Origin of the sequence: Nostoc sp. FACHB-152 (genome assembly GCF_014697475.1) — a bacterium.
Taxonomy (GTDB): domain Bacteria; phylum Cyanobacteriota; class Cyanobacteriia; order Cyanobacteriales; family Nostocaceae; genus Nostoc_B.
On sequence record NZ_JACJRV010000003.1, the window covers coordinates 1 to 24,500 of the forward strand.

18 protein-coding genes are annotated in these 24,500 nt (G+C 41.1%); 8 read left to right on the forward strand and 10 right to left on the reverse strand.

Annotated features, from left to right (window positions below):
* Nucleotides 1-168 precede the first annotated feature (168 nt).
* Entirely contained in the window at nucleotides 169-1,950 is a 1,782-nt protein-coding gene (locus tag H6G76_RS03835; RefSeq protein ID WP_313934741.1) for a family 10 glycosylhydrolase, read from the reverse strand.
* Nucleotides 1,951-1,991: 41 nt separating this feature from the next.
* Here H6G76_RS03835 and H6G76_RS03840 point away from each other — a divergent pair, with 41 nt between their 5' ends.
* The 3 genes from H6G76_RS03840 to H6G76_RS03850 are packed head-to-tail and all read left to right on the forward strand — an operon-like array spanning nucleotide 1,992 to nucleotide 5,400.
* The gene (locus tag H6G76_RS03840) at nucleotides 1,992-3,131 is read left to right on the forward strand and encodes an acyltransferase family protein (RefSeq protein ID WP_190695618.1); all 1,140 of its coding nucleotides are present in this window, start codon (nucleotides 1,992-1,994) and stop codon (nucleotides 3,129-3,131) included.
* Nucleotides 3,132-3,159: 28 nt separating this feature from the next.
* A complete protein-coding gene (locus tag H6G76_RS03845) occupies nucleotides 3,160-3,372 on the forward strand; it encodes a hypothetical protein (RefSeq protein WP_190695621.1) in 213 nt (70 codons plus the stop codon).
* A gap of 33 nt (nucleotides 3,373-3,405) precedes the next feature.
* Complete coding sequence (locus H6G76_RS03850; RefSeq protein ID WP_190695624.1) at nucleotides 3,406-5,400, forward strand: MASE1 domain-containing protein; 1,995 nt, start codon at nucleotides 3,406-3,408, stop codon at nucleotides 5,398-5,400.
* A gap of 353 nt (nucleotides 5,401-5,753) precedes the next feature.
* On the opposite strand, the gene H6G76_RS03855 is transcribed toward H6G76_RS03850, so the two are convergent.
* Entirely contained in the window at nucleotides 5,754-7,109 is a 1,356-nt protein-coding gene (locus H6G76_RS03855) for a hypothetical protein (protein WP_313934743.1), read from the reverse strand.
* A 228-nt stretch (nucleotides 7,110-7,337) separates the two neighbouring features.
* A complete protein-coding gene (gene mnmG / locus H6G76_RS03860; RefSeq protein ID WP_190695627.1) occupies nucleotides 7,338-9,260 on the reverse strand; it encodes a tRNA uridine-5-carboxymethylaminomethyl(34) synthesis enzyme MnmG in 1,923 nt (640 codons plus the stop codon).
* A 290-nt stretch (nucleotides 9,261-9,550) separates the two neighbouring features.
* On the opposite strand from mnmG, the gene H6G76_RS03865 reads away from it, so the two are divergent.
* Both H6G76_RS03865 and H6G76_RS03870 read left to right on the forward strand, forming a co-directional pair.
* A complete protein-coding gene (locus tag H6G76_RS03865; protein WP_242056305.1) occupies nucleotides 9,551-10,360 on the forward strand; it encodes a D-alanyl-D-alanine carboxypeptidase family protein in 810 nt (269 codons plus the stop codon).
* Between the two features lie 63 nt (nucleotides 10,361-10,423).
* Nucleotides 10,424-11,866, forward strand: a complete 1,443-nt coding sequence (locus tag H6G76_RS03870) for an NYN domain-containing protein (protein WP_190695633.1) — start codon at nucleotides 10,424-10,426, stop codon at nucleotides 11,864-11,866.
* 4 nt (nucleotides 11,867-11,870) lie between these two features.
* On the opposite strand, the gene H6G76_RS03875 is transcribed toward H6G76_RS03870, so the two are convergent.
* Entirely contained in the window at nucleotides 11,871-13,178 is a 1,308-nt protein-coding gene (locus H6G76_RS03875; protein WP_190695636.1) for a sensor histidine kinase, read from the reverse strand.
* A complete protein-coding gene (locus H6G76_RS03880; RefSeq protein WP_242056306.1) occupies nucleotides 13,175-15,454 on the reverse strand; it encodes a hybrid sensor histidine kinase/response regulator in 2,280 nt (759 codons plus the stop codon). The genes H6G76_RS03875 and H6G76_RS03880 overlap by 4 nt, the downstream gene beginning before the upstream one ends.
* A 568-nt stretch (nucleotides 15,455-16,022) precedes the next feature.
* On the opposite strand from H6G76_RS03880, the gene H6G76_RS03885 reads away from it, so the two are divergent.
* A complete protein-coding gene (locus H6G76_RS03885) occupies nucleotides 16,023-16,604 on the forward strand; it encodes a TIGR04376 family protein (RefSeq protein ID WP_190696411.1) in 582 nt (193 codons plus the stop codon).
* A gap of 244 nt (nucleotides 16,605-16,848) precedes the next feature.
* On the opposite strand, the gene guaA is transcribed toward H6G76_RS03885, so the two are convergent.
* The 5 genes from guaA to H6G76_RS03910 all read right to left on the reverse strand — a co-directional run bounded on the left by guaA (nucleotide 16,849) and on the right by H6G76_RS03910 (nucleotide 21,336).
* Nucleotides 16,849-18,471: a glutamine-hydrolyzing GMP synthase gene (gene guaA, locus H6G76_RS03890; protein WP_190695641.1), complete on the reverse strand. Its 1,623-nt coding sequence runs from the start codon at nucleotides 18,469-18,471 to the stop codon at nucleotides 16,849-16,851.
* Between the two features lie 228 nt (nucleotides 18,472-18,699).
* Complete coding sequence (cbiD, locus tag H6G76_RS03895) at nucleotides 18,700-19,815, reverse strand: cobalt-precorrin-5B (C(1))-methyltransferase CbiD (protein ID WP_190695643.1); 1,116 nt, start codon at nucleotides 19,813-19,815, stop codon at nucleotides 18,700-18,702.
* A gap of 67 nt (nucleotides 19,816-19,882) precedes the next feature.
* Complete coding sequence (locus H6G76_RS03900) at nucleotides 19,883-20,182, reverse strand: hypothetical protein (protein WP_190695646.1); 300 nt, start codon at nucleotides 20,180-20,182, stop codon at nucleotides 19,883-19,885.
* Between the two features lie 24 nt (nucleotides 20,183-20,206).
* Nucleotides 20,207-20,800, reverse strand: a complete 594-nt coding sequence (locus tag H6G76_RS03905) for a DUF3177 family protein (RefSeq protein ID WP_190695650.1) — start codon at nucleotides 20,798-20,800, stop codon at nucleotides 20,207-20,209.
* Between the two features lie 314 nt (nucleotides 20,801-21,114).
* On the reverse strand, nucleotides 21,115-21,336 hold the full coding sequence (locus H6G76_RS03910; protein WP_190695652.1) for a Calvin cycle protein CP12: 222 nt from the start codon (nucleotides 21,334-21,336) through the stop codon (nucleotides 21,115-21,117).
* 494 nt (nucleotides 21,337-21,830) lie between these two features.
* Here H6G76_RS03910 and H6G76_RS03915 point away from each other — a divergent pair, with 494 nt between their 5' ends.
* Nucleotides 21,831-23,045 (forward strand): FIST N-terminal domain-containing protein, encoded by a 1,215-nt coding sequence (locus H6G76_RS03915; protein WP_190695655.1) that lies wholly within the window; start codon nucleotides 21,831-21,833, stop codon nucleotides 23,043-23,045.
* A 226-nt stretch (nucleotides 23,046-23,271) separates the two neighbouring features.
* Entirely contained in the window at nucleotides 23,272-24,459 is a 1,188-nt protein-coding gene (locus H6G76_RS03920; protein WP_190695658.1) for a TRC40/GET3/ArsA family transport-energizing ATPase, read from the forward strand.
* Nucleotides 24,460-24,500: the final 41 nt, after the last annotated feature.

Here is a 24,500-nt window from a genome sequence, read left to right on the forward strand (position 1 = left end):
GAACTCCTTTAATAAGTCTTTTAGCTCCTTTAATGAACCTCGGAACTCCTTTAATGAGTCTTTGATACTCATTAATGAGTCTTGGAACTCCATTAATGAGTATCTCATCGTGATTAACGAGCTTGAATATAGGACTGATATTTGATTTGTGAAAAAATCAGTACCTTTCTACCTGCTTTCTTTGCTATTGCCTATTACCTGTTGCCTCCATACACCCATACTAGATTTTCTTGCTTGATATTCTGGAAGTTCTACAATGGCACTTGACCCTTGAATGCCATAGCGAGTTACCGCAGAAACCGCTACATCTTCAACTTGGTTATTACTTATTGAAATTGAAGTCTGCCCAGCAGGTAAAATTTGTGTATTCCAATCATTTCCTGTTTTTGTTTGCACAACCCATAACCAAACTTGTTGTTTACCTGTTGGTTGCCATTTGATTAAAAGCTTACTGGCAGATGCATTTGCAATGCTTAAATCTGGTTTTTCTGGCAATGTTTTATCTAACCAAGGTGATGATGGTACTAAAGCAGGAAGATTATAAACATCCTTGGGTAATAAATCAGAAATACCTCCACGATTTTGCATCAGAGGTTTCATACTGAAATGAACATTACCATCTGAACCTGCATGACCTTGAGTAGTTTTAATCTGATAGATGATTTCTTTAGCAGGCCAAGCTGTATTGCTGTTTTGACCAACACGGCTAGTAAAAATTCCTGGCCAAATATGCCTACCTTGAGTATTTTGTTCTAGCCACCAATTCAACAGTACAGGATAACTTTGTTGAGCTTGTTCAATTTTCCAATAAAGTTGTGGTGAGAGATAATCTACCCAACCATTCATTAACCATTTACGGGAATCGGCATATAACTCTTCGTAAGCATTAAATGCCTTATCTTTACCTATTTGTTTTGGAAATCCTGGTTGCCAAACGCCAAACGGACTAACACCAAATTTTACCCAAGGTTTAGTGCTTTTAATATTTTGGTATAAACGCTGTATTAATGTGTTGACATTTTCTCGCCGCCAATCATCACGGCTTGCTGTTCCACCTGATTGCTGATATTTATGCCAACTAATTTCATCAGGGAATTCAAGATTTCTATTTTTTTTATCTTTTTCTGGATAAGGATAAAAGTAATCATCAATATGAACACCATCGATATCATAACGATTAACAACATCCATAATTACGTCAATGGTGTAATCTTGAACTGCCTTTTCGCCAGGATCTAACCACAGATATTTGCCGTAATGTTTGACTAATTCAGGATGAGTTTTGCTGATATGATTGGCAGCAACAATCGATTTTGATTGAGGATGACGCGCGCGATAAGGATTAAACCAAGCGTGTAATTCTAGCCCTCGTTTATGGGCTTCTGCCACGGCAAAAGCTAAAGGATCGTAATAAGGTGAGGGTGGTTTACCCATCCGTCCAGTTAAAAACTCTGACCAAGGTTCATATTTAGATTGATATAGAGCATCACAGTCAGGACGGACTTGTAAAATAACTGCATTGAGTTTTAATTTTGCGGCACGGTCGAGTATGGCAATTAATTCTGCTTGTTGTTGATTTGTGCTGAGTCCTGGCTTAGAAGGCCAATCAATATTTGCGACACTTGCAACCCAAGCACCCCGAAATTCTCTACTAGGGGAAGGGGGAGTAATATCGTGTTTAGTTAAAGACTTATTATTCAGGCCGCAGGGATGCAGGGGTGCAGGGGTGCAGAGGGAATTTTGCGGTTGCTGGAGAGATGCGCTGGGTTGTGTTGGCTGAGGTGAGGAGTCAGCAACTTGAAATGGGAGGAGGGAGAAAACAGAAGGTAAGAGGCAGAGGGGAAGAAGCTTTAAAAAAGTAGCTTTTGTGTTGTTTCTCACTGTGTAGTTATCTTTGCCGTGCTGTAGTTGGTGTAAAAATCTACGAAGAAAAATGTCTTTGATATTCACAAAATTTTAGAGGAGCGTTTAACAGATTAGACTATAACTTTATGGAAAAGTCCTCAACACCCTTTAAGCGTCTCGCTTCCCTTGATGTGTTTCGAGGAATTGCGATCGCCTCTATGATTTTAGTGAATAATCCCGGCAGTTGGGATTATATTTATCCTCCCCTGGAACACGCTGAGTGGCACGGTTGCACACCGACAGATTTAGTTTTTCCCTGCTTCTTATTTATTGTCGGTGTCGCAATGCCGTTTTCTTTTGCCAAGTACACACCCCAAAATCGTCCAACTGCGGCTGTTTACCAGCGCATTCTCCGTCGGGGAGTAATACTGTTTGCTCTAGGTTTGTTTCTGACGTTGTTTTCCTTTACCTTGGACTGGTTAATTAAAGGTATCCCGCCAAATTTCAGCACGATGCGAATTATGGGAGTGTTGCAGCGCATCAGTCTGGCTTATGTACTAGCGTCCCTGGCAGTTCTCAACTTTTCTCGCCATTGGTTGTGGATACTCGCAGTTATTGTCCTCATTGGCTACTGGCTGGCAATGCAATTTATTCCAGTCCCCGGCTTTGGTGCAGGTAATCTCTCCCCAGAAGGCAACTTGGGCGGTTACATCGACCGGATAATTTTAGGCAAGCACCTTTATCGTGGTGGCCCCTTTGACCCAGAAGGTTTATTTAGCACTTTGCCAGCAGTTGTCACAGTTTTGTTGGGCTATTTTACAGGTGACTGGTTACGAACTCAGCCAATCAAAAATCGCACAAGTATAAATTTAGTAATCTTCGGATTAATTGCGTTAATTATTGGGCAATTGTGGGGATTTATTTTTCCTATTAATAAACAATTGTGGACAAGTTCTTATGTTTTATTTACTGCTGGTTGGGCAATATTAATTTTGGCTTTATGTTACGAATTAATCGAAGTCCGTAATGTTAAAAGATGGAGTTTCCCATTGGAAGTGATGGGACTAAATGCCATATTTTTATTTGTTGCTTCTGGCTTATTTAGTAGAATCTTAATTAAAACTTATATTGGCAGCAGTACAACTTACACTTGGATTTATGAAAACCTGTTTCGCCCTTGGGTTGGTGCGTTAAATGGTTCTTTATTATTTGCCATAGTTATGGTTTTATTTTGGTGGTTAATTCTATATGGAATGTACCGCCGTCGCTGGTTTTGGAAAATATAATTTGTGAGCCATTGCTAGTACATTGCGGATGGCAGATGTACCTCTGCTGCTGCTTCCATTTGTTGGGCTACGAATACAAGAAGGCGATCGCGCGTTAAATTTACTCACAATTTCCACATTTTTTACTTTTAATATAACCATCGAAGGGATTGCCGGATATCGCCAAGGTAACAAGGAACCGAGGCGAACTGACTTTTTAAAGTATGTAGAAAAGTCAGATAAAAGGGAATTCTATGTCTAGAAACTAAGGTTGCTATCAAGCAGCCAAAAACGGATGATTCAAAAAAAATTCCCTATGTTTCCTCAAACGCTAAAACGAATCGGAGGCATTATTGCTCTGGCGATCGCCTATTATGAGATGGCTGAAATTTCCCGCCATCTTGCTTCCACACCTCAGGATGTGACTCCAGTTTGGCCCCCAGATGGAATTGCTGCTGGGGCTGTTCTGTTGTTTGGTAACTGGATGGGTTATGGTGTGTTGCTGGGTTCATTTTTCGCTAACTTTTGGGCGTTCCGAGATGCAACAAGTTTTTTATCTTTGCTGATTTCAACGTTACCAGTATTGGGGATTGCGATCGGCACAACGCTGGGGACTATATTAGGTGCCTTCCTGCTGCGGAAAACCACTAACCTTCGCTATCCTTTAGAGCGTGTTAGCGACGTGTTCAAATTTTTGATTTTGACTGGGATGGTGGGGCCACTCATCAATGCAACGGTGGGAGTGGCTTGCTTGGCATTGAGTGGTAAAGTTCCTTGGACAGCATATGGAATAGTTTGGCAAACCTGGTGGATTTCTAATGTTTCAGGAATTTTTATCGTCACGCCAATTCTGCTGAGTTGGGGACAATTTACACAAAAAAATCGAGATTCATTCTGGCAATGGTTATTTCTCCGTTCCATCTCAGATCATGCTGCAAATCTCTCTCATATTCGACATTCCCGATTTTTCTCACATCATTTAAGATTCTGCTTCATCTTAGTAGAGCCAATTATCCAGATGGGGTTGGTAATTTTCATCGGTAAAGTGGCTTTTAGTGAGGGATACCACCTGGAGTATATGTTGATTCCGATTTTGATTTGGTCGGCTTTTAGGCTGGGTCAACCGGGTGCAACACTGTTAACTTTTTTTGTAGCTGCGATCGCAGTAATTGCCACCGTCAATGGCAAAGGTGGTTTTGTGGGCGAAAATCTCAATCAATCTTTGATCCAACTGCAATCGTTTATTGGCGTAATTACACTCACCATTCTTGTACTGACCGCAACAATCGAAGAACGAGCGCAAGCAGAAACTAGGCTGCGTTTAGCGTTTGCCGAATTAGCCAGAAACAATGAAACTCTAGAAGTTAGAGTTCAGCAGCGAACTGAAGAATTGCATGAAAAGAATATAACTCTGAAGCAAACTCTACAAACGCTCCAACAGACTCAATTACAGATGTTTCATAGTGAAAAAATGTCTGCATTGGGACAGATGGTGGCAGGGGTTGCCCATGAAATCAATAATCCGATTAATTTTATTCATGGCAACTTAATTCATCTTTCTAACTATATCCAAGACTTATTAAGAGCATTGCACGCTTACCAAACGCACTATTCAAATCCGCCCCAAACCCTACAGGCAGAATTGGATAAACTTGAACTGGAATTTTTACAGTCAGATATGGCTAAAATTCTTCAGTCGATGAAAAGTGGCACCGAGCGTATTAGTACTATTGTGTTATCGCTGCGGAACTTCTCGCGCTTAGATGAATCAGAATGGAAAAAGGTAGACATTCATCAGGGAATTAATAGTACTTTAGTGATTTTGCAGCATCGATTACAAGCAACAGCAGATCGTCCTGAGATTCAGGTTATTAAAGAGTATAGCGATTTGCCACGAATTAATTGTGATGCTGGTTCCCTAAATCAAGTATTTATGAGTATTTTGAGCAATGCTGTTGATGCATTAGAAGCATCTAATCAGGGGCGTTCCTTCCAAGACATTTCTGCCAACCCAAATACCATCTGCATTCAGACTCGTCAACTTGAGCCAAACAAAGTGACGATTATGATTGATGATAATGGCATAGGTATTCCAGAAGAGATTCGCTCTAAAATATTTGATCCGTTCTTCACCACCAAGTCAGTTGGCCAAGGTACTGGCTTGGGTTTGTTTATCAGCTATCAAATTGTCACCCAGAAGCATGAAGGTAATCTTTGGTGTGAATCCACAGTGGGGCAAGGCACAAAGTTTGTGATTGAAATTCCTGTAAAAGCTAATACAGTTAATTGAAAAACCCTTATATAGAAATCCAGGTAAAGAAGGTAGGTAACAATATACTGAATTTTTTCAAAAATCAAATATGAGTCCTAGAGTCATAAAAATTAAATACTGTAAAACTACTGCATAACCAAAAAAAGCGTGATATAGTGTCTAAGCAAGATTACATAAAAAAACCTGCTAATGCAGGCTAAATGTTTGATTAACGCTAAAAAAGATATAGCAAAATTTATGCATGGGTAAACATCAGTAGGTTATCGTTGCGCCTACCTACTTAATAAAGCGAATTTTCATCACTAATTAATTGTTATATTTTTAGCAAACGTAGAATCTTAGCTGTAAGCACAAGAGCGATCGCCTGAGCATTACAACTTTTGTCCGGTATAGATTGAGCGGACTTCACCATTACGACGAACTATCGCTTCACCGTTATTGACTTCTACTAAAGTCCAACCACTAGTACCAATGCTTTCTCCAATATTGATCCGGCGAGTCACCCCGTCAACTTGAAATAAAGCCGCAGATTTATTGCCTAACTCCATAACCCCCTCTAAAGTATGGCTGGGCGCAGGTGCAGAATTTGTTGCCACATAAACTTGTTGAGTCGTTGTCGCTGAAGCTACAGCAGCTACTTGAGGTGGTGCAGCACGCAGGGGAGCCACTGGTAATGCAGAAATAGGGCTGGCTGACTGCCTAACAGTGATAGGCGTGGTTCGCACATCAACAGGTTTGAGGTCTTTATGCACAGCCGCCAACATATTGATACTGACAGGTTTTGCTGCTGGCCTGACAGCACCTAAGGCAGTGGTCACAGCATTGGGCTGAGTTGTCTGTCTAGCATTGGCTACAGGCGGTAAAGGTAAAGGAGTACCGGGAAGGCGCGGCAGACCATAGCGCATAGGCGATGGTGCTTGATAAACAGGAATATAGATGCGTTCAACAACGTTAGTCGCAGAACGGTTAGGGGCTGGCGGTGTATTGTTGGCAGTGAGAGGAGATGGCAGATTACCTACTGGTGGACTGCTAGCATAAGCAACAGATGAAGGATTAGAATTCACCCTGTTAAGGATACCAGTGCGAAAAGATTTTTGATTACTGGTTGCGGCTTGCTGATCGATTACTGCTAGCGAACTTAACATATAGTCAGCTAAATCTGCCTCAACATCTGCACGTGTAGGTAACGGTGCTTGAGATATGGCCATTTGCCCAGTCAATTGCGCTGTGATAAAAGTAAATGCCCCAGATTGTAACCAGTAAATCGTACCAGCGATCGCCACGCCAATTGCTGTCCCTAAAATCACCAGTTTGCTCAAAGCCAGCCTGATTTTCTTAGGTCTTCTCTTGTTGAAAGTCACTGCCGGGGTATCAACCACAACTGTACTCGTGTGTTTGTTCCTGACTTGGGGAACGCCGTGTACAGTCCGGTTAAGTGTATTGGGTAAGACAATTTGCTGTAAATTAAGCGTTTGCAATGGTTCGTAATCTGAGTAGTACCAATCGCTGGTAGATTCCTCCTGAGAACGCTGTGGTGTACGGCTGCTATACCTTACAGTATGAGAAGACAAATGACCGCTAGTATCTAGAATGTCGTCAATATCGGCAAACAGATCATCCATCAAGCCATCAGCATAAATTTCTATTGACCAAGGCTCGTCGCTGATCAATTCGTCTAATGGTTCCGGAGCGATGAATTGGGTGCTGAATTCTTGTAACATAGGCATAATTTTAGGTTTTGGTTGCCAGAATGGGGCAACACCGCCCCTAGTCGCTGGAAGTTAGGATGTTGCAGAAATATCAAACTGCCCGCCTAGACTTGACGAGTAAATGTTTATGTGATATTAATTTCAACTGTAATCTAGAGACGGCTAGTGATGCCAGTCACGAATTCGTGTCATCGATCATACCAATCCCTTCACTTCTACTATACCCACGTTTGTTAAAACTTTAACTTAGGTTAAGGCTGGTAACTCTGGCTGGCTCTTTGTTTTACGCAATTCCAAATAAATTAATAATGCGTTAATATCCGCCGGATTTACCCCACCTATACGGGCGGCTTGACCAATAGTAAGTGGTTTTACCTTACTTAATTTTTCCCGTGCTTCCTTAGAAAGAGTATCAATTTTAGCATAATCTAAATCCGCAGGTAGCTGGCGATGTGCTTGGCGGGCAACCTGTTCAATTTGATTTTGTTGTCTGGCAAGATAGCCGGAATATTTAATGTCAATTTCTGCGCCTTCTCTCTCTGCTTGGGTGAGGCTGATGTTACCTAAACCATACCTGTTAAGGTCAATATAATGAAATCCTGGTCGCCGCAGTAAGTCAGCGAGGGTGATAGAACCTTTGATGGCTTGTTGAGTATCAGCTGCGATCGCTTTCCCTATTTCTTCATGTTCTTTGATGCGGGTGGCGTATAGCCGTTCTTTTTCCGCAGTAATCTGGGCTTGTTTGTTGGTAAATAAATCCCAACGGCGATCGTCAATTAACCCAATTTCTCGTCCCAAAGGTGTCAGGCGTTGGTCAGCATTATCAGAACGCAACAGTAAGCGATACTCTGACCGACTAGTAAGCATCCGGTAAGGTTCGCGCAAGTCTTTCGTACACAAATCATCCATCAGCGTGCCGATGTAACTTTGCTCACGCGGAAAGATAATCATGTCCTGACCACTAACAAACCGTGCCGCATTAATTCCCGCGACTATTCCTTGGGCGGCTGCCTCTTCATAACCTGTTGTCCCATTAATTTGCCCCGCACAAAATAGCCCTGCCACCTTCTTCGTCATCATTGTGGGATAACACTGTGTAGCAGGTAAATAATCATACTCCACAGCATAAGCCGGACGCAGCATTACACAATTTTCCAAACCAGGCAGACTCCGCAGCATTTGTAATTGCAGATTTTCGGGCAACCCAGTCGAAAAACCTTGAATATATAGTTCAGGAATATCTCGCCCTTCTGGTTCAATAAAGATTTGGTGGCTTTCCTTATCCACAAAGCGCACAATCTTATCTTCAATACTAGGGCAATAACGCGGGCCTTTCGCCTCTACCCAACCACCATAAACAGGAGATAGATGTAAATTCTCTCTAATTAAACGATGGGTTTCGGCTGTAGTACGAGTCATATGACAAGGCATTTGTTCCCGTTCTACCCATGCATCTGGGTCAAAGCTAAACCAACGAACTTCTGCATCCCCAGGCTGGACTTCCATCTTACTGTAGTCAACCGATCGCTTGTCTACCCGTGCAGGTGTCCCAGTTTTTAACCTTCCGGTTTCAAAACCCAAACGATTTAAGGTTTGTGTCAAACCCTCAGCCGCAAACTCTCCAGCGCGTCCCGCCGCCATTGATTTATTACCTACCCAAATTTTGCCACCTAAGAAAGTCCCAGTGGTCAAAATTACAGCCTTGCACGCAAACGCCACGCCAAAGTAAGTTTCTACGCCGACGACTTCATCGTTAGCACCCAAAACTAAATCTGTGACCATGCTTTCGCGGATGCTCAAGTTTTCTTGATTTTCGACAATTGCTTTCATCACCGCAGCGTATTCGCGCTTGTCTGTTTGGGCGCGTAATGCCCACACCGCCGGCCCCCGTGAAGAGTTGAGGATGCGTTTTTGCAAGTATGTGCGGTCTGCAATTTTACCAATTTCCCCACCCAGGGCATCTACCTCGTGGGTCAACTGCGATTTAGCCGGGCCACCCACTGCTGGGTTACAAGGTTGCCAAGCAATTTTATCTAAATTCAGCGTCAACAGCAGAGTCCGACAACCAAGACGGGCAGCGGCCAGGGCGGCTTCACAACCTGAGTGACCTGCACCGACGACAATGACATCAAAAGCGTCTTGGAATTCAATGGAATTGTGCATGGTCATACTTATACAACAGCGAGCTATGAGTCAATGCTATTTTAGCCGATCCAGTGCTTTCAAGGATGCGCTTTGTTAATAAAAAAGCTATCAAAAGAACTATTCATCTAGTAGTAGTAGATTTCTTTTTAGCAAAATTATAATTATTAACTAAGTCTAAGAAATTAGACCGAGTTAATTGTGGTTTTTATGTCTGTTTTCTAACTATTGTTGCAATCAAATTATTTCTAAGGCTAATGAAAAATATTTACATAACTAAGTTATTTAGGAAACGTTTAAGTAAAAAAATCAGATTTATGATTATTTCTGTTTGTATTTGTTTGGTATTAGTAGCTAGTAGTAGCATCTATCGTCAAGTAGCTACTAATGCTCAACCTATCAACCAATGTTTGTTGGCAAAAGCATCAGGCTGTAATACTAATGTTCAAGAATCAGTTTTGTCTACCTCTGGGTCTAGCCAACCTTTAACCCAACAAGAGCGTTTTGTATCTACCATTACACAAAAGTTAAAAGTAATTCCCCAACTTGGTACTTATGAATATACTTTACTCCGTTCTTATGGGGCTGCTTTTGTCAATCCATCTAACGATGTTAAATTGCCAGATAAGGTGCTTTTAACTACTGAAGAAGAAACTCAAGAATTTCAAACTCAACTGACGTTAGAAAAAGTTGTTGGTACAAATGACTGCTATTTACAAAAAGCAGCAGCAGATGCATTAAACAAAGCCAAAATACAACAGCATATTCCACTAAAATCAGGATATGGGAAGAGTGATTGCACTCGCAATTTTGCTACTAATTTAAGATTTTGGCAGAAATACGCTAATAACACAACTTTAGAAAAAGTCAAAGAAGGGAAGGAAACTGCCATTTTGGGTGTAGTTGCACCACCAGGCGCATCACAACATCTTTGGGGATTAGCAATTGATTTAGGCGTAAATAATCAGAAGCAAAGACAAGTTCTCAATCAAAATGGTTGGTTTCAAACAGTAGTTAAAGATGTACCCCATTGGACTTATTTAGGTATACCAGCAGAAGACTTACCGAAGTTTGGTTTTAAAAATCAAGTTGTACAGGGTATTACTTATTGGCTGACACCTTTGTAAACGTTAGATTTTATACATTTATGGGAATAATAAAACTAGCATTACATTTTTGAGTATAGATTTATGCCAAATAAAGTTAGTAATTCAGGGCTACTCTTCCTACTTAATTTATTAAAAGCAACTTCCCAAAACCAAGAAATAAACTTACTTTTAGACCAGAACTTAGACAAGTTAAATAACGATTTTGCTTGTTTACTCAGAGAATGGGCAATTGACCAGTTTAAGAATAAACCTGATTCAGCTATTAATATAGCAAAAGTCATTTTTAAATTTAGCAATATAATTCAAAAGTTTGAGCTAGGTAATAAAGATATTAATTTAGAAATTGCGATCACTGGCTACGAGACATCTTTAAAGGTCTGTACTTACGAAACTTCTCCGATTGTCTGGGCTAATCTACAGCAAGCATTATCTGAAGCTTATCAACAACGTCAGCATATTCTATCTAATACTATTGTTAACCTGATTGAGCAACATCAAAGTTATATCAACTCTCTATCTGAAAAATTACCACAGGAATTAAAACAAACACAGCTAGAGGTTGAACAATTAACAAAAACATTAACACAGTTAAAAGCAGAATCAGTTAATTTGGCGCAAAGCGAAGACATAAAAAATTTAATGGCTGATTATCACGATATAAAACAGAGCCAAAAGATTATTAACAATGATTATCTTTTATCTACTAAACAACATTTCAATACAGCAGTTTTTTATGATATTGAAAACTTAACAATGGGGAGAAGTAATCCTAGTTTTAACTTTTCTCTAAAACTAATTCAAGATAATATCAAGAAAACTAATACAGTCAAGGAAATAGCTTTACAATATGCATATGCAGATTGGAGCGATTCGAGATTAAAATCTCTGAGAACTGAAATTCAAGAATTAGGAATTCAACCAGTTCAAATTTTTGATTTTGGCCCTAAGAAAAATGCAGCAGACATACAACTAGCAATTGATGTTACAGAATTAATTACTCTTCGCCCTAGTTTACAGGTATTTGTAATTGTCTCAGGAGATGGTGGGTTTGCTTCTCTTGCCAATAAGCTGCATGAATATGGCAAAACGGTAATTGGATGTGCATATGAAGAACATTCTAATCGTTTTCTCAAGTCTGTTTGTGATTATTTTATTCCTATAAATAATCCCCAAGAATCAATAACAGAAATCCTGATGAAGGAAAGGAATTATTTTTACGTTGATATTTATATCCACACAAAAGAAATTTTATTGAGTTTAAAAAATGAGCATCAATTTGTAAAATCTGGAATTCCCATTCCTCAAGTTCATACAATTCTGAAGAAGCTCATACCTAATTTTGACGAAAGGTTGAGAAAGGAGCAAAACTATAAGAATTTAATAACTTTTTTAAAAAAAGCTATCGAAGGCACAGAAATTTGTATTTCTAGTGATAGCAATAAAATAATTTTGAAAGAAAGTTTATCGAAATATACTACTGAAGCATCAAGTAATATTTTGGTTGAGACTTTGGCAAATAAGTAATGTTTTATCTGAGGACAGATGCTCCGATGGGTAGCTCAATAATGAACTCTAGGCCTTCACCTGGGGTTGAGTTGTAATATAGTTTGCCATGATGATTGTTAACTACAATTTGGTAAGCAATTGATAAACCTAGACCTGTTCCTTTGCCGATAGGTTTTGTTGTATAGAAGGCATCGTAGATTTTGCTTTGATTTACTTCACTAATTCCTGAACCATTGTCGGCGATTTTAAGAATAACTTTTTCTCCAATGACCTCTGTTTTAATGCGAATTATACCAGGATGTTTGGTAATTTCCTGGTAAGCTTTATTTTTTTGGGTTTCTTCAATAGCATCGATCGCATTACAAATCAAATTCATAAAAACCTGATTAATTTCCCCTGGATAGCACTCAACAAGCGGTAAATATCCATACTCCTTGATTAGTTGAATGCCAGGACGATGAGCATTTTGTTTGAATCGATGACCGAGAATCAATAGTGTGCTTTCTAACCCTTCATGCAGGTTAGCCAGTTTCTTTCCTGCCTCTCTATGTCGAGAGAATTTATTCAAAGATGATACAATTTCTGTAACGCGATCTGTACCAAATTGCATAGATTTAAGGATTTTAGATAAATCTTCTAATAAATAACTTAAATTAGTTTTTTTAATGGCTGTTTGAATTTCTGATGGTGGCTCTGGTAGATACTTTTGATAGAGTTTGAGTAAATTAACTATCTCCTGAACATACTGTTCCACAAAATTTAAATTACCAGCTATAAAATTGATGGGATTATTTACCTCATGCGCAATTCCGGCTGCGAGTTGACCTAATGTTGCCACCTTTTCGGCTTGAATAAGTTGGGTTTGAGTTTTTTGTAGTTCAGCGTTTTTAGCAATCAAAGTTTTAGTCAAATTTCTCAGCTTTAGGTGATGTTCGATTCGCATTAATACTTCTTCATGCTGAAAAGGTTTGGTAATGTAGTCTACGGCTCCTAATCGTAATCCTTTAACTTTATCGGCAGTTTCAGAAAGTGCAGTCATAAAAATAACAGGGATATCCTCAGAGCGAGGATCGCTTTTGAGATGTTGACAGGTTTCAAACCCATCCATACCGGGCATCATGACATCAAGCAAGATTAAATCGGGTAAATGATCGTTGTTTAATTTCTGAAGGGCTTTCTCACCACTACGAACTGCCCAAACTTCAAAGCTAGAATCATCCAAAAAGCTGGATAAAACTTGTAAGTTGGCAGGATTATCATCAACAACTAAAATAATTCCTCTAGGGTGGCGATCGCAAAAAGGCTTTTGGTCTGCTATTTTTACTGTCATACTGTTTCTACAATATATTTATTTAAAAAATTGAGGATCGCATCTTCGTTAAATTGCCTTGCTAGTTGCCGCAGTTGATTAGCAAAGATTGCAAAAGTCGGATCAGTTGTCTCTAGTTGATCAGCCCACCGGAGAATGGCATTGAAATTACCTTTATTTACTAATGTGATGAGTTCTTGCAACACTTCAGGTGCAGGAGGAATTAATGTATCTGATTGATTATCGGCTGTAACTAAGTTGTTGATGATTTCTCCCTCAGACTGAGGCTGCTTGTAAATCCATTTCAAACCTAAATGACGCTCTAATTGCTGTAGTAATTCATCTACCTGTATAGGTTTGCTGAGGAATTCGTCACCGCCTGCTTGGATACTGCGATGTTGGTCGGTTTCAAAGACACTAGCGGAAGAGACGATAATTTTCACATCTTGGATATCTGGGGTGCGTCGCAGATGTTGAATCAATTCAAATCCATCCATTTCTGACATTAGTAAGTCTGTAATGATCAAATCTGGTTTAAGTGCGATCGCTTTTGCCAAACCTTCTTTACCGTTAGTAGCTTCGACTACATTAAAGCCTAGTGGTTGCAGCAGGTTGGTAATGATTGTGCGATTCTCCCAGCGATCGTCCACCATCAAAATTGTGCGTGGGCTATCCTCAAAACCAATGATTTGTTCTGCTGATGCAGACATCGCAGACTGTACCCATTCACTGGCTTCTGGTATTTCCAATTCAAACCAGAAAGTGCTACCCTCACCAACTTGGCTTTTGACATGGATATCGCTATCCATCATCTGTACCAACTGGCGAGTGATGGCTAAACCTAGCCCTGTGCCTTCAGTCTGATGCTTTTTCTCACTGACTTGCTCAAATGGTAAGAAAATCTTGTTCAGTTCTGCTGGTGCTATCCCAATACCTGTATCTTCGATAGAAAAACAAATGTTGTATTTCCTAGCAGGTTGCGCGATCGCTGCAATTTTGAAGGTAACTTGACCCTCATCCGTAAATTTGATGGCATTTCCCAACAAATTCAACAATACCTGACGCAACCTTTTGACATCGACATGAACTCCTGTAGGTAAATTAATTGCGGGTTCATAGACAAACAAAATACCCTTTTGTTCTGCTCGAATTTGGCAAATTTCGGCAATTCCCTGGATAAAAGACGGGAAATGAACATCATGAGGATGTAGTTCTAGTTTCCTCGCTTCAATTTTTGAGAGATCCAATATGTCATTAATTAAGGTCAGCAGATGAGATCCGCATTGTTCAATGATGTTGACATGATATTGCTCCCGTTCTGGTAAACCTTGAGAACGCAACAAAATTTGAGCGCAACCTAAAATGCCATTTAATGGTGTTCGGAGTTCATGACTCATGTTGGCTAAAAATTCGCTTTTGGCGCGGTTTGCCGTATCAGCTGCGGATGCCGATTTTTTTAGTTGCGCTTGTTCAAATGCTTGCACGCGCCACAAAACAGTAATCATGGTGACTGTCAGCCCTGCGACAACTAAGGCAATCAAGTCGAGGAACTTCAAGCGAGATTCAATATTTTGGCGCGGAATCACTAAAGCTAAAGACCAATTAGCTTCTTGTAATGGAACATAAGCGACATATTTTTGAGTGCCGTCAATTTCCATCAACTGAATTCCCTGTTGTTTATTTACCATCTGCTGGGCGATCGCATTTAAATTGCGATCGGCAATTTTGAGCAGGCTGGGCGCAGGTTTTTCTACCGTTGACATTAACGTTACGTCAGGATGAACAATTGCTTGTCCTTGGGAATTTAGGGCGAAAGCATAGCTGTTCTTGCCGTAGCGCAGGGAGTTGACAACCTTAGTAACGCGGTCAACTTTCACATTGCCTTGAAAGACCCCAATTGGTGAATGATTAGTCTCAGAATTAGCCCATATCGGCGTGGCGATCGCAATTAAGGGAATTCCTGTGGAACGGCTGATAAAGGGATCGGAAATGTTGCTTTTTCCTGCTATTGCTTTTTGAAAGTAGTCTCGATCCTGAATATTCTTTTTTGTTCGACCAACCTTAGTATTAGAAAATGAGCCATCCTGGGTAGATATTTGGAAAAAGAAAAATTCATGAATTCGCTTGACTTCTGCTTGTAAATATGGGTCTGCTACAGACCAATTTAAGGTGCGTACAGTTGAAGTATTGGCGAGGGTTTGTACCTCTACCTTGCGGACGTGTAACCACTCTTCAATTTCATCAACGCCTCTTTGCACTTCTTGAAAAGCACTTTGTTTCAAATCTGCTAACGCCATGTTGCGTGCAGCTAGATAAGTGCAGTAAGAGGAAATACTTACGATAATAGTAGTGCCACCAAGAACAAAGCGAAGCAGTAAATTTCGTGAGCAATTTTTTTCAATATCACATTTTAATAGGCTTGAGACAGGTCTTCTCAAAAGCTTCATACATTCAAAAATTGTATTAATAAGAATTAGAAAGCTATTGTTATCTTGCCCAATTAAGTGTTTAAAATCACAGATTTATTTAACTTGCAATCACAGAGTTATTTAACTTGAAAATGTCAGGATGTGAGGGTGTAGAGAAAGAAATATTTATAAGTGTGTGTAAAATATCACTATTCTTTTGGATATTAAAGTACTGAAATTAAAAATTGTCTGACCGGAAGAGGCAGGGGGAAAGGGCGACCTTATAACATTTCACCAAATAAATGATCCAAATAATTTTTCCTTTGCTCCCCTGCCCCCTGCCCTTTTTCCTGTTTTTGACGGCTACTTACCGATCAATAGGCCAAAAGACTAATTTTCGGATGTGATAATTGACTACAATAAAGTAGTCACGCACCCGACCTCTGGAGTTCTGGCAGTGGGCTTATTTGATGATTTGAGTCGGTTTTTAGAAAACCGTTTAGAGGAATTCTTGCGGAATAATCCACAATTGGAGTTAGAGGCGCTGTTAGAGCAACTGCGTCAGCAAGAGGACGATACTTTAAAGTTAATAGCAGATTTACAAGTTCAAGAAAAGCGATCGCAAGATGATATTCTCGCCACTGCACAAGAAATTCAGCGTTGGCATATCCGCGTGCAGAAAGCCAAAGATGCCGGTCGAGAAGATTTAGCCGCAGCCGCCCAACAGCGAGAAGCCGCCCTCCTGCGCGAAGGGAATCAGAAATGGGGACATATGCAAGGGTTAAAAGACCGCATCAACCAGTCGCAAGAACTATTGCGAAAAATCCAAGTGCGGCGGCAAGAAGTCCAAGCTAAAGCCAAAGAAGCACAAACAGCACGCGCTGAAGCTCAAGCCCAACAACAACGTTTAGAAACCAATGGTTGGCGGAATTCACCTCAGAGTTCTTCTAATAGTTTTGATGATTTAGAAGAAAAGTTCCGTCGGTGGGAAACAGAAGACGAATTAGAACAGCTGAAACGGAATTTGGGTAAATCATGATAACAATATAGGATTTTAAATCGAACCGCAAAGAACGCATAGACGCGTTAGCGGCTTCCCGTTCGCGCAGCGTCTCCGTTAGGAGAAGGGTAGAACACGAAGGAAAAAAATAAGTAATCTGGTAGGAAGAAGCGAGTCTACCCAATTAATAGGTTCTGATATCACAGCCGTTAATTTATCCGTTTTTCTTCAAAAAATTAGGTGGGCAATGCCCACCTAATTTTTTGTAATTATTATTACCTTATTACTCCCACTCGATAGTTCCAGGTGGCTTGGAGGTAATATCATAAACCACGCGGTTAACACCTTTGACTTCATTGACGATGCGGTTAGAAATTACTTCTAAAACATCATAAGGAAGCCGCGCCCAGTCAGCAGTCATACCATCCTCACTGGTAACAATCCGCAGGACAATGGGGTAGGCATAAGTACGCTTATCACCCATAACACCGACGCTACGAATTGGTAGTAAGACAGCAAAAGCTTGCCAAACTTCGTTATATAATCCACGTTGATTAATTTCTTGCCGCACGATTAAATCGGCATCACGCAGAATATTCAAACGTTCGGCGGTGACTTCGCCGATGATGCGAATTGCTAAACCAGGGCCGGGGAAGGGTTGCCGTTGGACAATTTCTTCGGGCAAACCAATAGAACGACCGACTTTGCGGACTTCATCTTTAAATAGTTTCCGCAGGGGTTCCACTAGTTTAAATCGCAAATCTTTGGGCAAACCGCCAACGTTGTGATGACTTTTAATTTTGACTGCTACCCGTTCGCCTGTTTGGGGGTCAACGTTAGTGTCGGCTGATTCAATCACATCTGGGTAGAGTGTGCCTTGGGCTAAATAATCAAAGGGGCCGAGGCGTTTCGATGCTTCTTCAAATGTACCAATAAATTCATGCCCGATGCGACGGCGTTTTTCTTCGGGATCTGTCACACCTGCGATGGTAGCCAAGAAGCGATCGCGTGCGTTTACATATTCTACAGGGATATGAAACTGCTCTTGGAACAACTTCACCAACCGTTCTGGCTCAAATTTCCGCATGAAGCCTTGGTCGATAAAGACACACGTCAGTTGATCGCCGATCGCTTTATGTAGTAAAAAGGCTAGGGTAGAAGAATCAACTCCCCCAGATAGTGCCAAAAGTACGCGTTTATCACCAACTTTGCCCCGAATTTCGCGGATAGCTTCTTCTACAAACGCTGCGGTTGTCCAGGTGGGTTCACATTCGCAGATATGGTAGACGAAGTTACGAATTAAGGCTAAACCACCGATGGAATGTACAACTTCGGGATGGAACTGCACGCCGTACAGTTTCTTCTCGTGGTCGGCAATGGCAGCACAGGGAGTATTTTCTGTATGTGCCAATACTTCAAAACCAGGGGGCATTTTAATCACGGAATCTCCGTGACTCATCCACATAGTAGTGCCATCTTCGACATTTGTTAGCAAGTCGGTGGGATCATCTATATATAATGAGGCTTTGCCATACTCACCGCGATCAGCTTTTGCGACTTCCCCACCTAGTTGATTTACCATCAACTGCATCCCATAGCATACGCCCAAGACAGGAATTCCGAGTTGCCAAATTTCTGGGTCGCAATGGGGAGCTTTGTCACTATACACCGAACTCGGCCCCCCGGAGAGAATGATGCCTTTGGGGTTGAGTTGCCGTAAATGTTCGGCTGTAGTGCGATAAGACAGCACTTCTGAGTATACTTGAGTCTCACGGATGCGTCGGGCAATCAGTTCGGAATACTGAGAGCCAAAGTCGAGAATAACAATGATTTGACGCTCAAGCCGCCTCAATTCTTCTACTTCTTGAGGCGCTTGTTCGGTTAGTAGAGTCACCGCTGTATTCATGATGGGGGAGTTTGAATTAAGTAGTAGATAGTTGCACTGTGGTCTAACAAAAATACCATTTATCTGCCTAAAGAGGCTTGTAAATGGTAAAAAATTCCCCGACAAACACGCTTTATAACGCGTTTGCTTGGCCATTTATTTTGACATGGTATTAGAAGGAATAACTTACCCTAGAGTGGTTACGGAAAAAGTTATTTATTTGGATTATTAATGATTATTCATAATAAATTAACATAAATTTTCGATTACGAAACAAGCAGTTTTGCTTTTTACAATAATTTTGCGATCGCGATCAAACATAATTGAGCCACAAAGGGGTACTGCTGTGCCTCGGTTATTATGGCTTTGAATGTATTCTTGAGAACGCGTATCGATAGTTTGGGCGATCGCGTTATAAACTCTATTCACCCAATCACTATCACTAGAAGCATCTAATTCTCTAAGATATTTTAGTGCAGCTTCCGCAGTTGCACTTTTAAACACTGCTTGTATATCTGATGACTTCATTCCTGCCAAAGCACAGTGGGCAGCTAAAATTTCCCGCCGACCATCAGCTAAATGATGGTGGGTGTGAAAAATCCCCCCAGCTAGTTTCAGCAATTTGCCGTGATAGCCAAACAATAAGATTTCTTTAACACCTAAAGCATCAGCTTCGACCAACATCGGCCCCAACCAGTTAGCAGTTTTTACTAGCTGTTCAGGATTAATACCGAGTTTTCGCGCCAAATCTAAACCGTTCTCGCCAATGCAAAATACCAAGCTGGTAAAACGGCTGGCTTTTTGTTGTAATTCCGTCCGAAAAACAGCTAACTGATCAGGTGAACTTAGGGGTTGGGAAATACCTGTTGTGCCTAATAGAGAAAGCCCTTCCACGACACCAAAAGCAGCATTAGAAGTTCGGACAGCAAGCGATCGCCCGAACGGTAAAATAATCGTCACGGTGATTTTCTCACCCGGTGCTAGCAGCCGCCGCAAATTCTCTTGTAATAAGCTTTGGGCATAACTATAAATAGCAGGTCGCTCATCTGCATTGAGATTTTTTCCAATCCCTTCGCCACCTTTGATAGTTACTGCTGCCTCGGTTTCCCCTCCCCACTCTACCATTGACCAAATCGGTGTATCGCGTGTTAGGTCAAGATTATCACCAGGGTCACTACGAGTAATTGCCAGAGCCATATTTTCAGATAGCCCTGCTACTTGTTCGATTGCTATTTCTGCGACTTGTGCAGGTTCAATCAAATCAATCGCCACCACTTTTAATGGCTGACGCTGGCGTAACCAATGTAACGCCGCCACAGCCCCAGCACAAGCAAACACAGGTAAAGTGTATCCAGCCTTAGTCATTGGTCATTGGTCAATAGTCATTAATTCTTCTCCCCTGCTCCCCTGCTCCTCTGCCCCTCCGCCTCCCTCAAACCCCGACTTCCGCCAGCAAAGCTTGCATAGCTTCCCAAGAGATGCCTTTTTCAATATAACGAGGTGCTTCCGGATTATAAGGACTGGCGATGCGATCGATACTGATAATTGTGGCTGCATCTAGTAATACTGGAACATCAGGATCAAATGCAGTGGGGCGCATCAAAGAACTAGAAAAACCTTTGAAGACTGCAATTTTATCTTGCTCGTCATCTATTTCCACAGTGATCAGTAAAACTTCTTGGGGGCGTTTAGCTGTGTATTGTTCTAGCCGCTTGCCAATGGAATTATTCATCAAATTAGAATGCTATCTAGTTAATTACTGTGGTGTAGCCGAGCGTCCTTGTTTACCAAGCTTAAATAGAACAAAATAGCCTAAGTAAACCACATAAATTATTAAACAGGTTATACCCAGAAAACCCAGAAATGCTGGCTTGCTATTGTGATGGAAATAATCTTTAAAGATTAAAGGGGCTTCAAACCAAACTCGACAATAGGGAGTTTTAATTGCTGTTTGCGAAAAGGCACAACCGATAAAAGGGAGCAAAGCGATCGCACTCAGCAGGCTATATACTGTTACAGCCCAGCGCCAAGCAGTAAAAATCAACTTCAAAGGGCTACTGGGTTGATAGTCAATTTCCTCATTGAGATCCACCCAAAACCATAACGAAATGGGAACGAGAAGATGTGCTATCAACCCAGAAATAAAGCTGACTGGGTATGCAGCAATCATCAAGTAAATAGTAATTGCCAGCAGACTAGCAACTCGCCAGTAAATCATTAACAGGCGTTGTATTCCTTCTGCTTTTTGTACAAATGCCCAAATCAAAAGAATTAGCGGAATAAATAACGTAAATGCTATCCCCAGCCGGTAATCAGTCCATATGTAAGGGCGGAACCAAACTTCTTCCATTGTTTTTGCCAGACTATAAATAAAAAGTTTGCATGAAGATTCAGATATTTACTATAACGGATACTTCAGCAACAACTTTTAGCCAAGATAGGTAATTCTGATACTGGCACTTTACGGTGACTGAATTTTACCCATCTGGAGAAAAAAAACAAGCAACTCACAGATCTTTTACTTTAGTAACTTGTACAAAATGACAACTTATATTAAGGGGAAGTTAAGAAACGTACCCCAAAGAGCATGAAGGTACAAAGTCTGAGTAAAAAGATTCTGGTTGCTTGCCTGTTTGATGAATCGAAAACTTAGCAACTCAAGGTTTATTCATCATAAACCCGACACTCAGCTGCGTCTGGGTTATCATCACAGTACTGTTCCAGGGAATTTTTTGGCTTACTTTGGCGCTGGTGGGAGGCTTCAGCTTGCAGTTCTTCAACTGCATCCCAAGCCGCCGCACACTCAGCAGAATTGCTACCTGAGACATCACAGACAGCACGAGCTTGTTCTACTTCTACTTGAATTTGTTCTTGGATATCGCTCATAGCTTTTGTTGTGTGTTGTTAATACTAGTATGGAAAAGTTCAAAAATTGTGAGTTTTTGTACTATCACTGATCATTCTACCCAATAAGCACAACCACTTAGTCAGACAACTGGATGATTGCTATAGCAGTCCTAAATGAGATTCAAACAAATCTATTGCCTATTGCGTATTCCCTATTGCCTATCCACATAAGCAGTTTGTAAATCAAATAGGATTGCTATAAGTACGACAAAGTAAGATATCCATACTGTATGTTTGTCTATCTTTTAAGATTTTGTAGAGTCGGTACTGTGAAAGTACATTCATCAACTATATTTATTCCATGCAGTAGGAATTGATGAATATCTATTCTCAAAGGCAGCTAGGCTAAAGGCAAAGGGGAAGATAAACTTTTCATCCTCAGTTGTCAAATCTATCTATACAAGTCTTGTGCCTCTTTGCCTCGGCAAAACCTTGGGCTAAAAGCACGACGAACAAGAAAGAGCTAAAAACTCATGGCAGACCAAATGCAGTGGGCAAATGCCCTATCAACCCGTCCTTCGTTGGAAGCAGCTGTTACAGATGTAGTGCAAAGGGCTGTGTCTTCATTAACAGCACCAGCGCATTTAGGGCTGGTGTTTATTTCATCTGCTTTTGCCAGTGAGTACTCACGGCTTTTACCTTTGCTAGCAGAAAAACTTTCGGTTCCTGTAATGATTGGTTGTAGCGGTGGTGGAGTAATAGGTACTACAACTGAAGGGCAAACTCAAGAAATAGAATCTGACGCTGCCTTGAGTCTGACTTTGGCACATCTGCCAGGAGTAAATTTACAAGTTTTTCATGTTCTGTCGGAAGAATTACCCGATTTGGATAGTTCACCCGATGCTTGGATTAATTTGATTGGTGTACAACCATCTGAAAATCCGCAGTTCATTTTGCTGTCTAGTTCTTTCTCTTCAGGAATCAATGAACTTTTGCAAGGATTAGACTTTGCTTATCCTGGTTCAGTGATTTTAGGGGGACAGGCTAGTGCGGGTGGAATGGGTGGTCGAATTGCGCTGTTCTGTAACGATCGCCTGTATCGTGAAGGTACTGTAGGCTTGGCTTTAACTGGCAATATTGTCTTAGAAACTATTGTGGCTCAAGGTTGCCGACCCATTGGTGAGCCGATACAAGTCACCAAAGCTGAACGCAACATCATTTTAGAACTTGATGAAAAAGTGCCATTGGTAGTGTTGCGAGATTTAATTAACAGTCTCAGCGAGAAAGAGCGGACTTTAGCGCAGCATTCTTTGTTTGTTGGTGTGGCGATGGATGAATTTAAGCTGTCTTTGCAGCAAGGGGATTTTTTAATTCGCAGTATTTTAGGGGTAGATCCAGCCGGAGGTGCGATCGCAATTGGCGATCTTGTCCGTCCTGGCCAACGTCTCCAATTTCATTTACGTGATGCTGAAGCTTCCGCAGAAGATTTAGAATTTCTGTTAGAAAGATATCAAAATCAAACAAATACGACATCTTCGTCTATTGCTGCTTTAATGTTTTCCTGTGTAGGCCGTGGCGAAGGACTGTACGGCAAACCCGATTTCGATTCAGCACTATTTAAACGCTATTTCCCAGATCTACCCATAGGTGGCTTTTTCTGTGGTGGCGAAATTGGCCCCGTAGGTGGTAGAACCTTCCTACACGGTTACACCTCAGTTTTTGGAATTTGCCGCCAGCATGAAGGCTGAGTTAATAGTCATTAGTCAATGGTCATTGGTCAAAAGGCAGAAAGTCCCAGAAAAAGGCTTCATACTAGCCTGCGGCAAGCCGCTAAGAGCGTCTACACACTTCATAACTTTTTCCCCTGTTGCCTATTCCCTATTGCCTGTTCCCTGTTCCCTGTTCCCTTTATTTCTTTAAACAGTCGATAATGTAAATAAATGTGAAAAATTCTCAGGCAGGTCGTATTCATTCATGCGCGTAATTTTAATGACAGGCAAAGGCGGTGTCGGAAAAACCTCCGTTGCGGCAGCAACAGGGCTGCGTTGTGCAGAACTAGGCTATCGCACCCTAGTTTTGAGTACAGATCCGGCACACTCGTTAGCTGACAGTTTTGATCTAGAACTAGAACACGCACCTCGGCAAATTCGCCCCAACTTGTGGGGTGCAGAACTCGATGCACTACAAGAACTCGAAGGTAACTGGGGTGCTGTGAAGCGATACATTACTCAAGTTTTGCAGGCTAGGGGCTTAGAAGGTGTACAGGCGGAAGAATTGGCAATTTTACCAGGCATGGATGAGATTTTTAGCTTGGTAAGGATGAAACGCCATTATGATGAGGGAGATTTTGATGTCTTAATTATTGACTCAGCTCCTACGGGTACAGCCTTACGCCTTTTGAGTTTACCGGAAGTGGGCGGTTGGTATATGCGCCGCTTTTACAAACCTTTTCAAAACATCTCAGTAGCGTTGCGTCCTTTGGTGGAACCCATTTTTAGACCAATTGCTGGTTTTTCTCTGCCAGATAAAGAGGTAATGGATGCACCTTACGAGTTTTATGAACAAATTGAAGCATTGGAAAAAGTCTTAACAGACAATACTCAAACTTCTGTGCGTCTTGTGACTAATCCAGAGAAGATGGTAATTAAAGAATCTCTACGCGCCCATGCTTATTTAAGCCTTTATAATGTGGCGACTGATTTAGTAGTGGCGAATCGAATCATTCCGCCAGAAGTACAAGATCCCTTCTTTCAACGTTGGAAAGAAAATCAAGAGCAATATCGTCAAGAAATTCATGAGAATTTCCATCCTCTACCAGTTAAAGAAGCTCCTCTTTTCTCTGAGGAAATGTGTGGAATAGCAGCATTAGAAAGACTCAAGGATATTCTTTACAAAGATGAAGATCCCAGCCAAGTTTACTACAAAGAAACAACAGTTAGAGTGGTGCAAGAAGAAAATCAATATAGTTTAGAACTGTACTTGCCGGGGATTCCTAAAAACCAAATTCAACTGAGTAAAACAGGTGACGAGCTAAATATCACTATTGGCAACCATCGCCGCAACCTAGTTCTGCCGCAAGCTTTAGCTGCACTACAACCCGGTGGAGCAAAGATGGAAGATGATTATTTGAGAATTCGCTTTGTTGATAATGCCAGGGTTTAATGTTGCTGTTGTAATAAAATTTTAATAAACATTAACAATAA

Bases quoted from the DNA above. Each gene is read 5' to 3' on its own strand.
- H6G76_RS03840 (WP_190695618.1), top strand. From the start codon at position 1,992: ATGGAAAAGTCCTCAACACCCTTTAAGCGTCTCGCTTCCCTTGATGTG.
- H6G76_RS03905 (WP_190695650.1), bottom strand. From the start codon at position 20,800: ATGGAAGAAGTTTGGTTCCGCCCTTACATATGGACTGATTACCGGCTG.
- H6G76_RS03870 (WP_190695633.1), top strand. From the start codon at position 10,424: ATGCCAAATAAAGTTAGTAATTCAGGGCTACTCTTCCTACTTAATTTA.
- H6G76_RS03915 (WP_190695655.1), top strand. From the start codon at position 21,831: ATGGCAGACCAAATGCAGTGGGCAAATGCCCTATCAACCCGTCCTTCG.
- mnmG (WP_190695627.1), bottom strand. From the start codon at position 9,260: ATGACCATGCACAATTCCATTGAATTCCAAGACGCTTTTGATGTCATT.
- H6G76_RS03850 (WP_190695624.1), top strand. From the start codon at position 3,406: ATGATTCAAAAAAAATTCCCTATGTTTCCTCAAACGCTAAAACGAATC.
- guaA (WP_190695641.1), bottom strand. From the start codon at position 18,471: ATGAATACAGCGGTGACTCTACTAACCGAACAAGCGCCTCAAGAAGTA.
- H6G76_RS03865 (WP_242056305.1), top strand. From the start codon at position 9,551: ATGATTATTTCTGTTTGTATTTGTTTGGTATTAGTAGCTAGTAGTAGC.
- H6G76_RS03880 (WP_242056306.1), bottom strand. From the start codon at position 15,454: ATGGCGTTAGCAGATTTGAAACAAAGTGCTTTTCAAGAAGTGCAAAGA.
- H6G76_RS03855 (WP_313934743.1), bottom strand. From the start codon at position 7,109: ATGCCTATGTTACAAGAATTCAGCACCCAATTCATCGCTCCGGAACCA.
- H6G76_RS03875 (WP_190695636.1), bottom strand. From the start codon at position 13,178: ATGACAGTAAAAATAGCAGACCAAAAGCCTTTTTGCGATCGCCACCCT.
- H6G76_RS03900 (WP_190695646.1), bottom strand. From the start codon at position 20,182: ATGAATAATTCCATTGGCAAGCGGCTAGAACAATACACAGCTAAACGC.
- cbiD (WP_190695643.1), bottom strand. From the start codon at position 19,815: ATGACTAAGGCTGGATACACTTTACCTGTGTTTGCTTGTGCTGGGGCT.
- H6G76_RS03910 (WP_190695652.1), bottom strand. From the start codon at position 21,336: ATGAGCGATATCCAAGAACAAATTCAAGTAGAAGTAGAACAAGCTCGT.
- H6G76_RS03845 (WP_190695621.1), top strand. From the start codon at position 3,160: ATGGCAGATGTACCTCTGCTGCTGCTTCCATTTGTTGGGCTACGAATA.
- H6G76_RS03920 (WP_190695658.1), top strand. From the start codon at position 23,272: ATGCGCGTAATTTTAATGACAGGCAAAGGCGGTGTCGGAAAAACCTCC.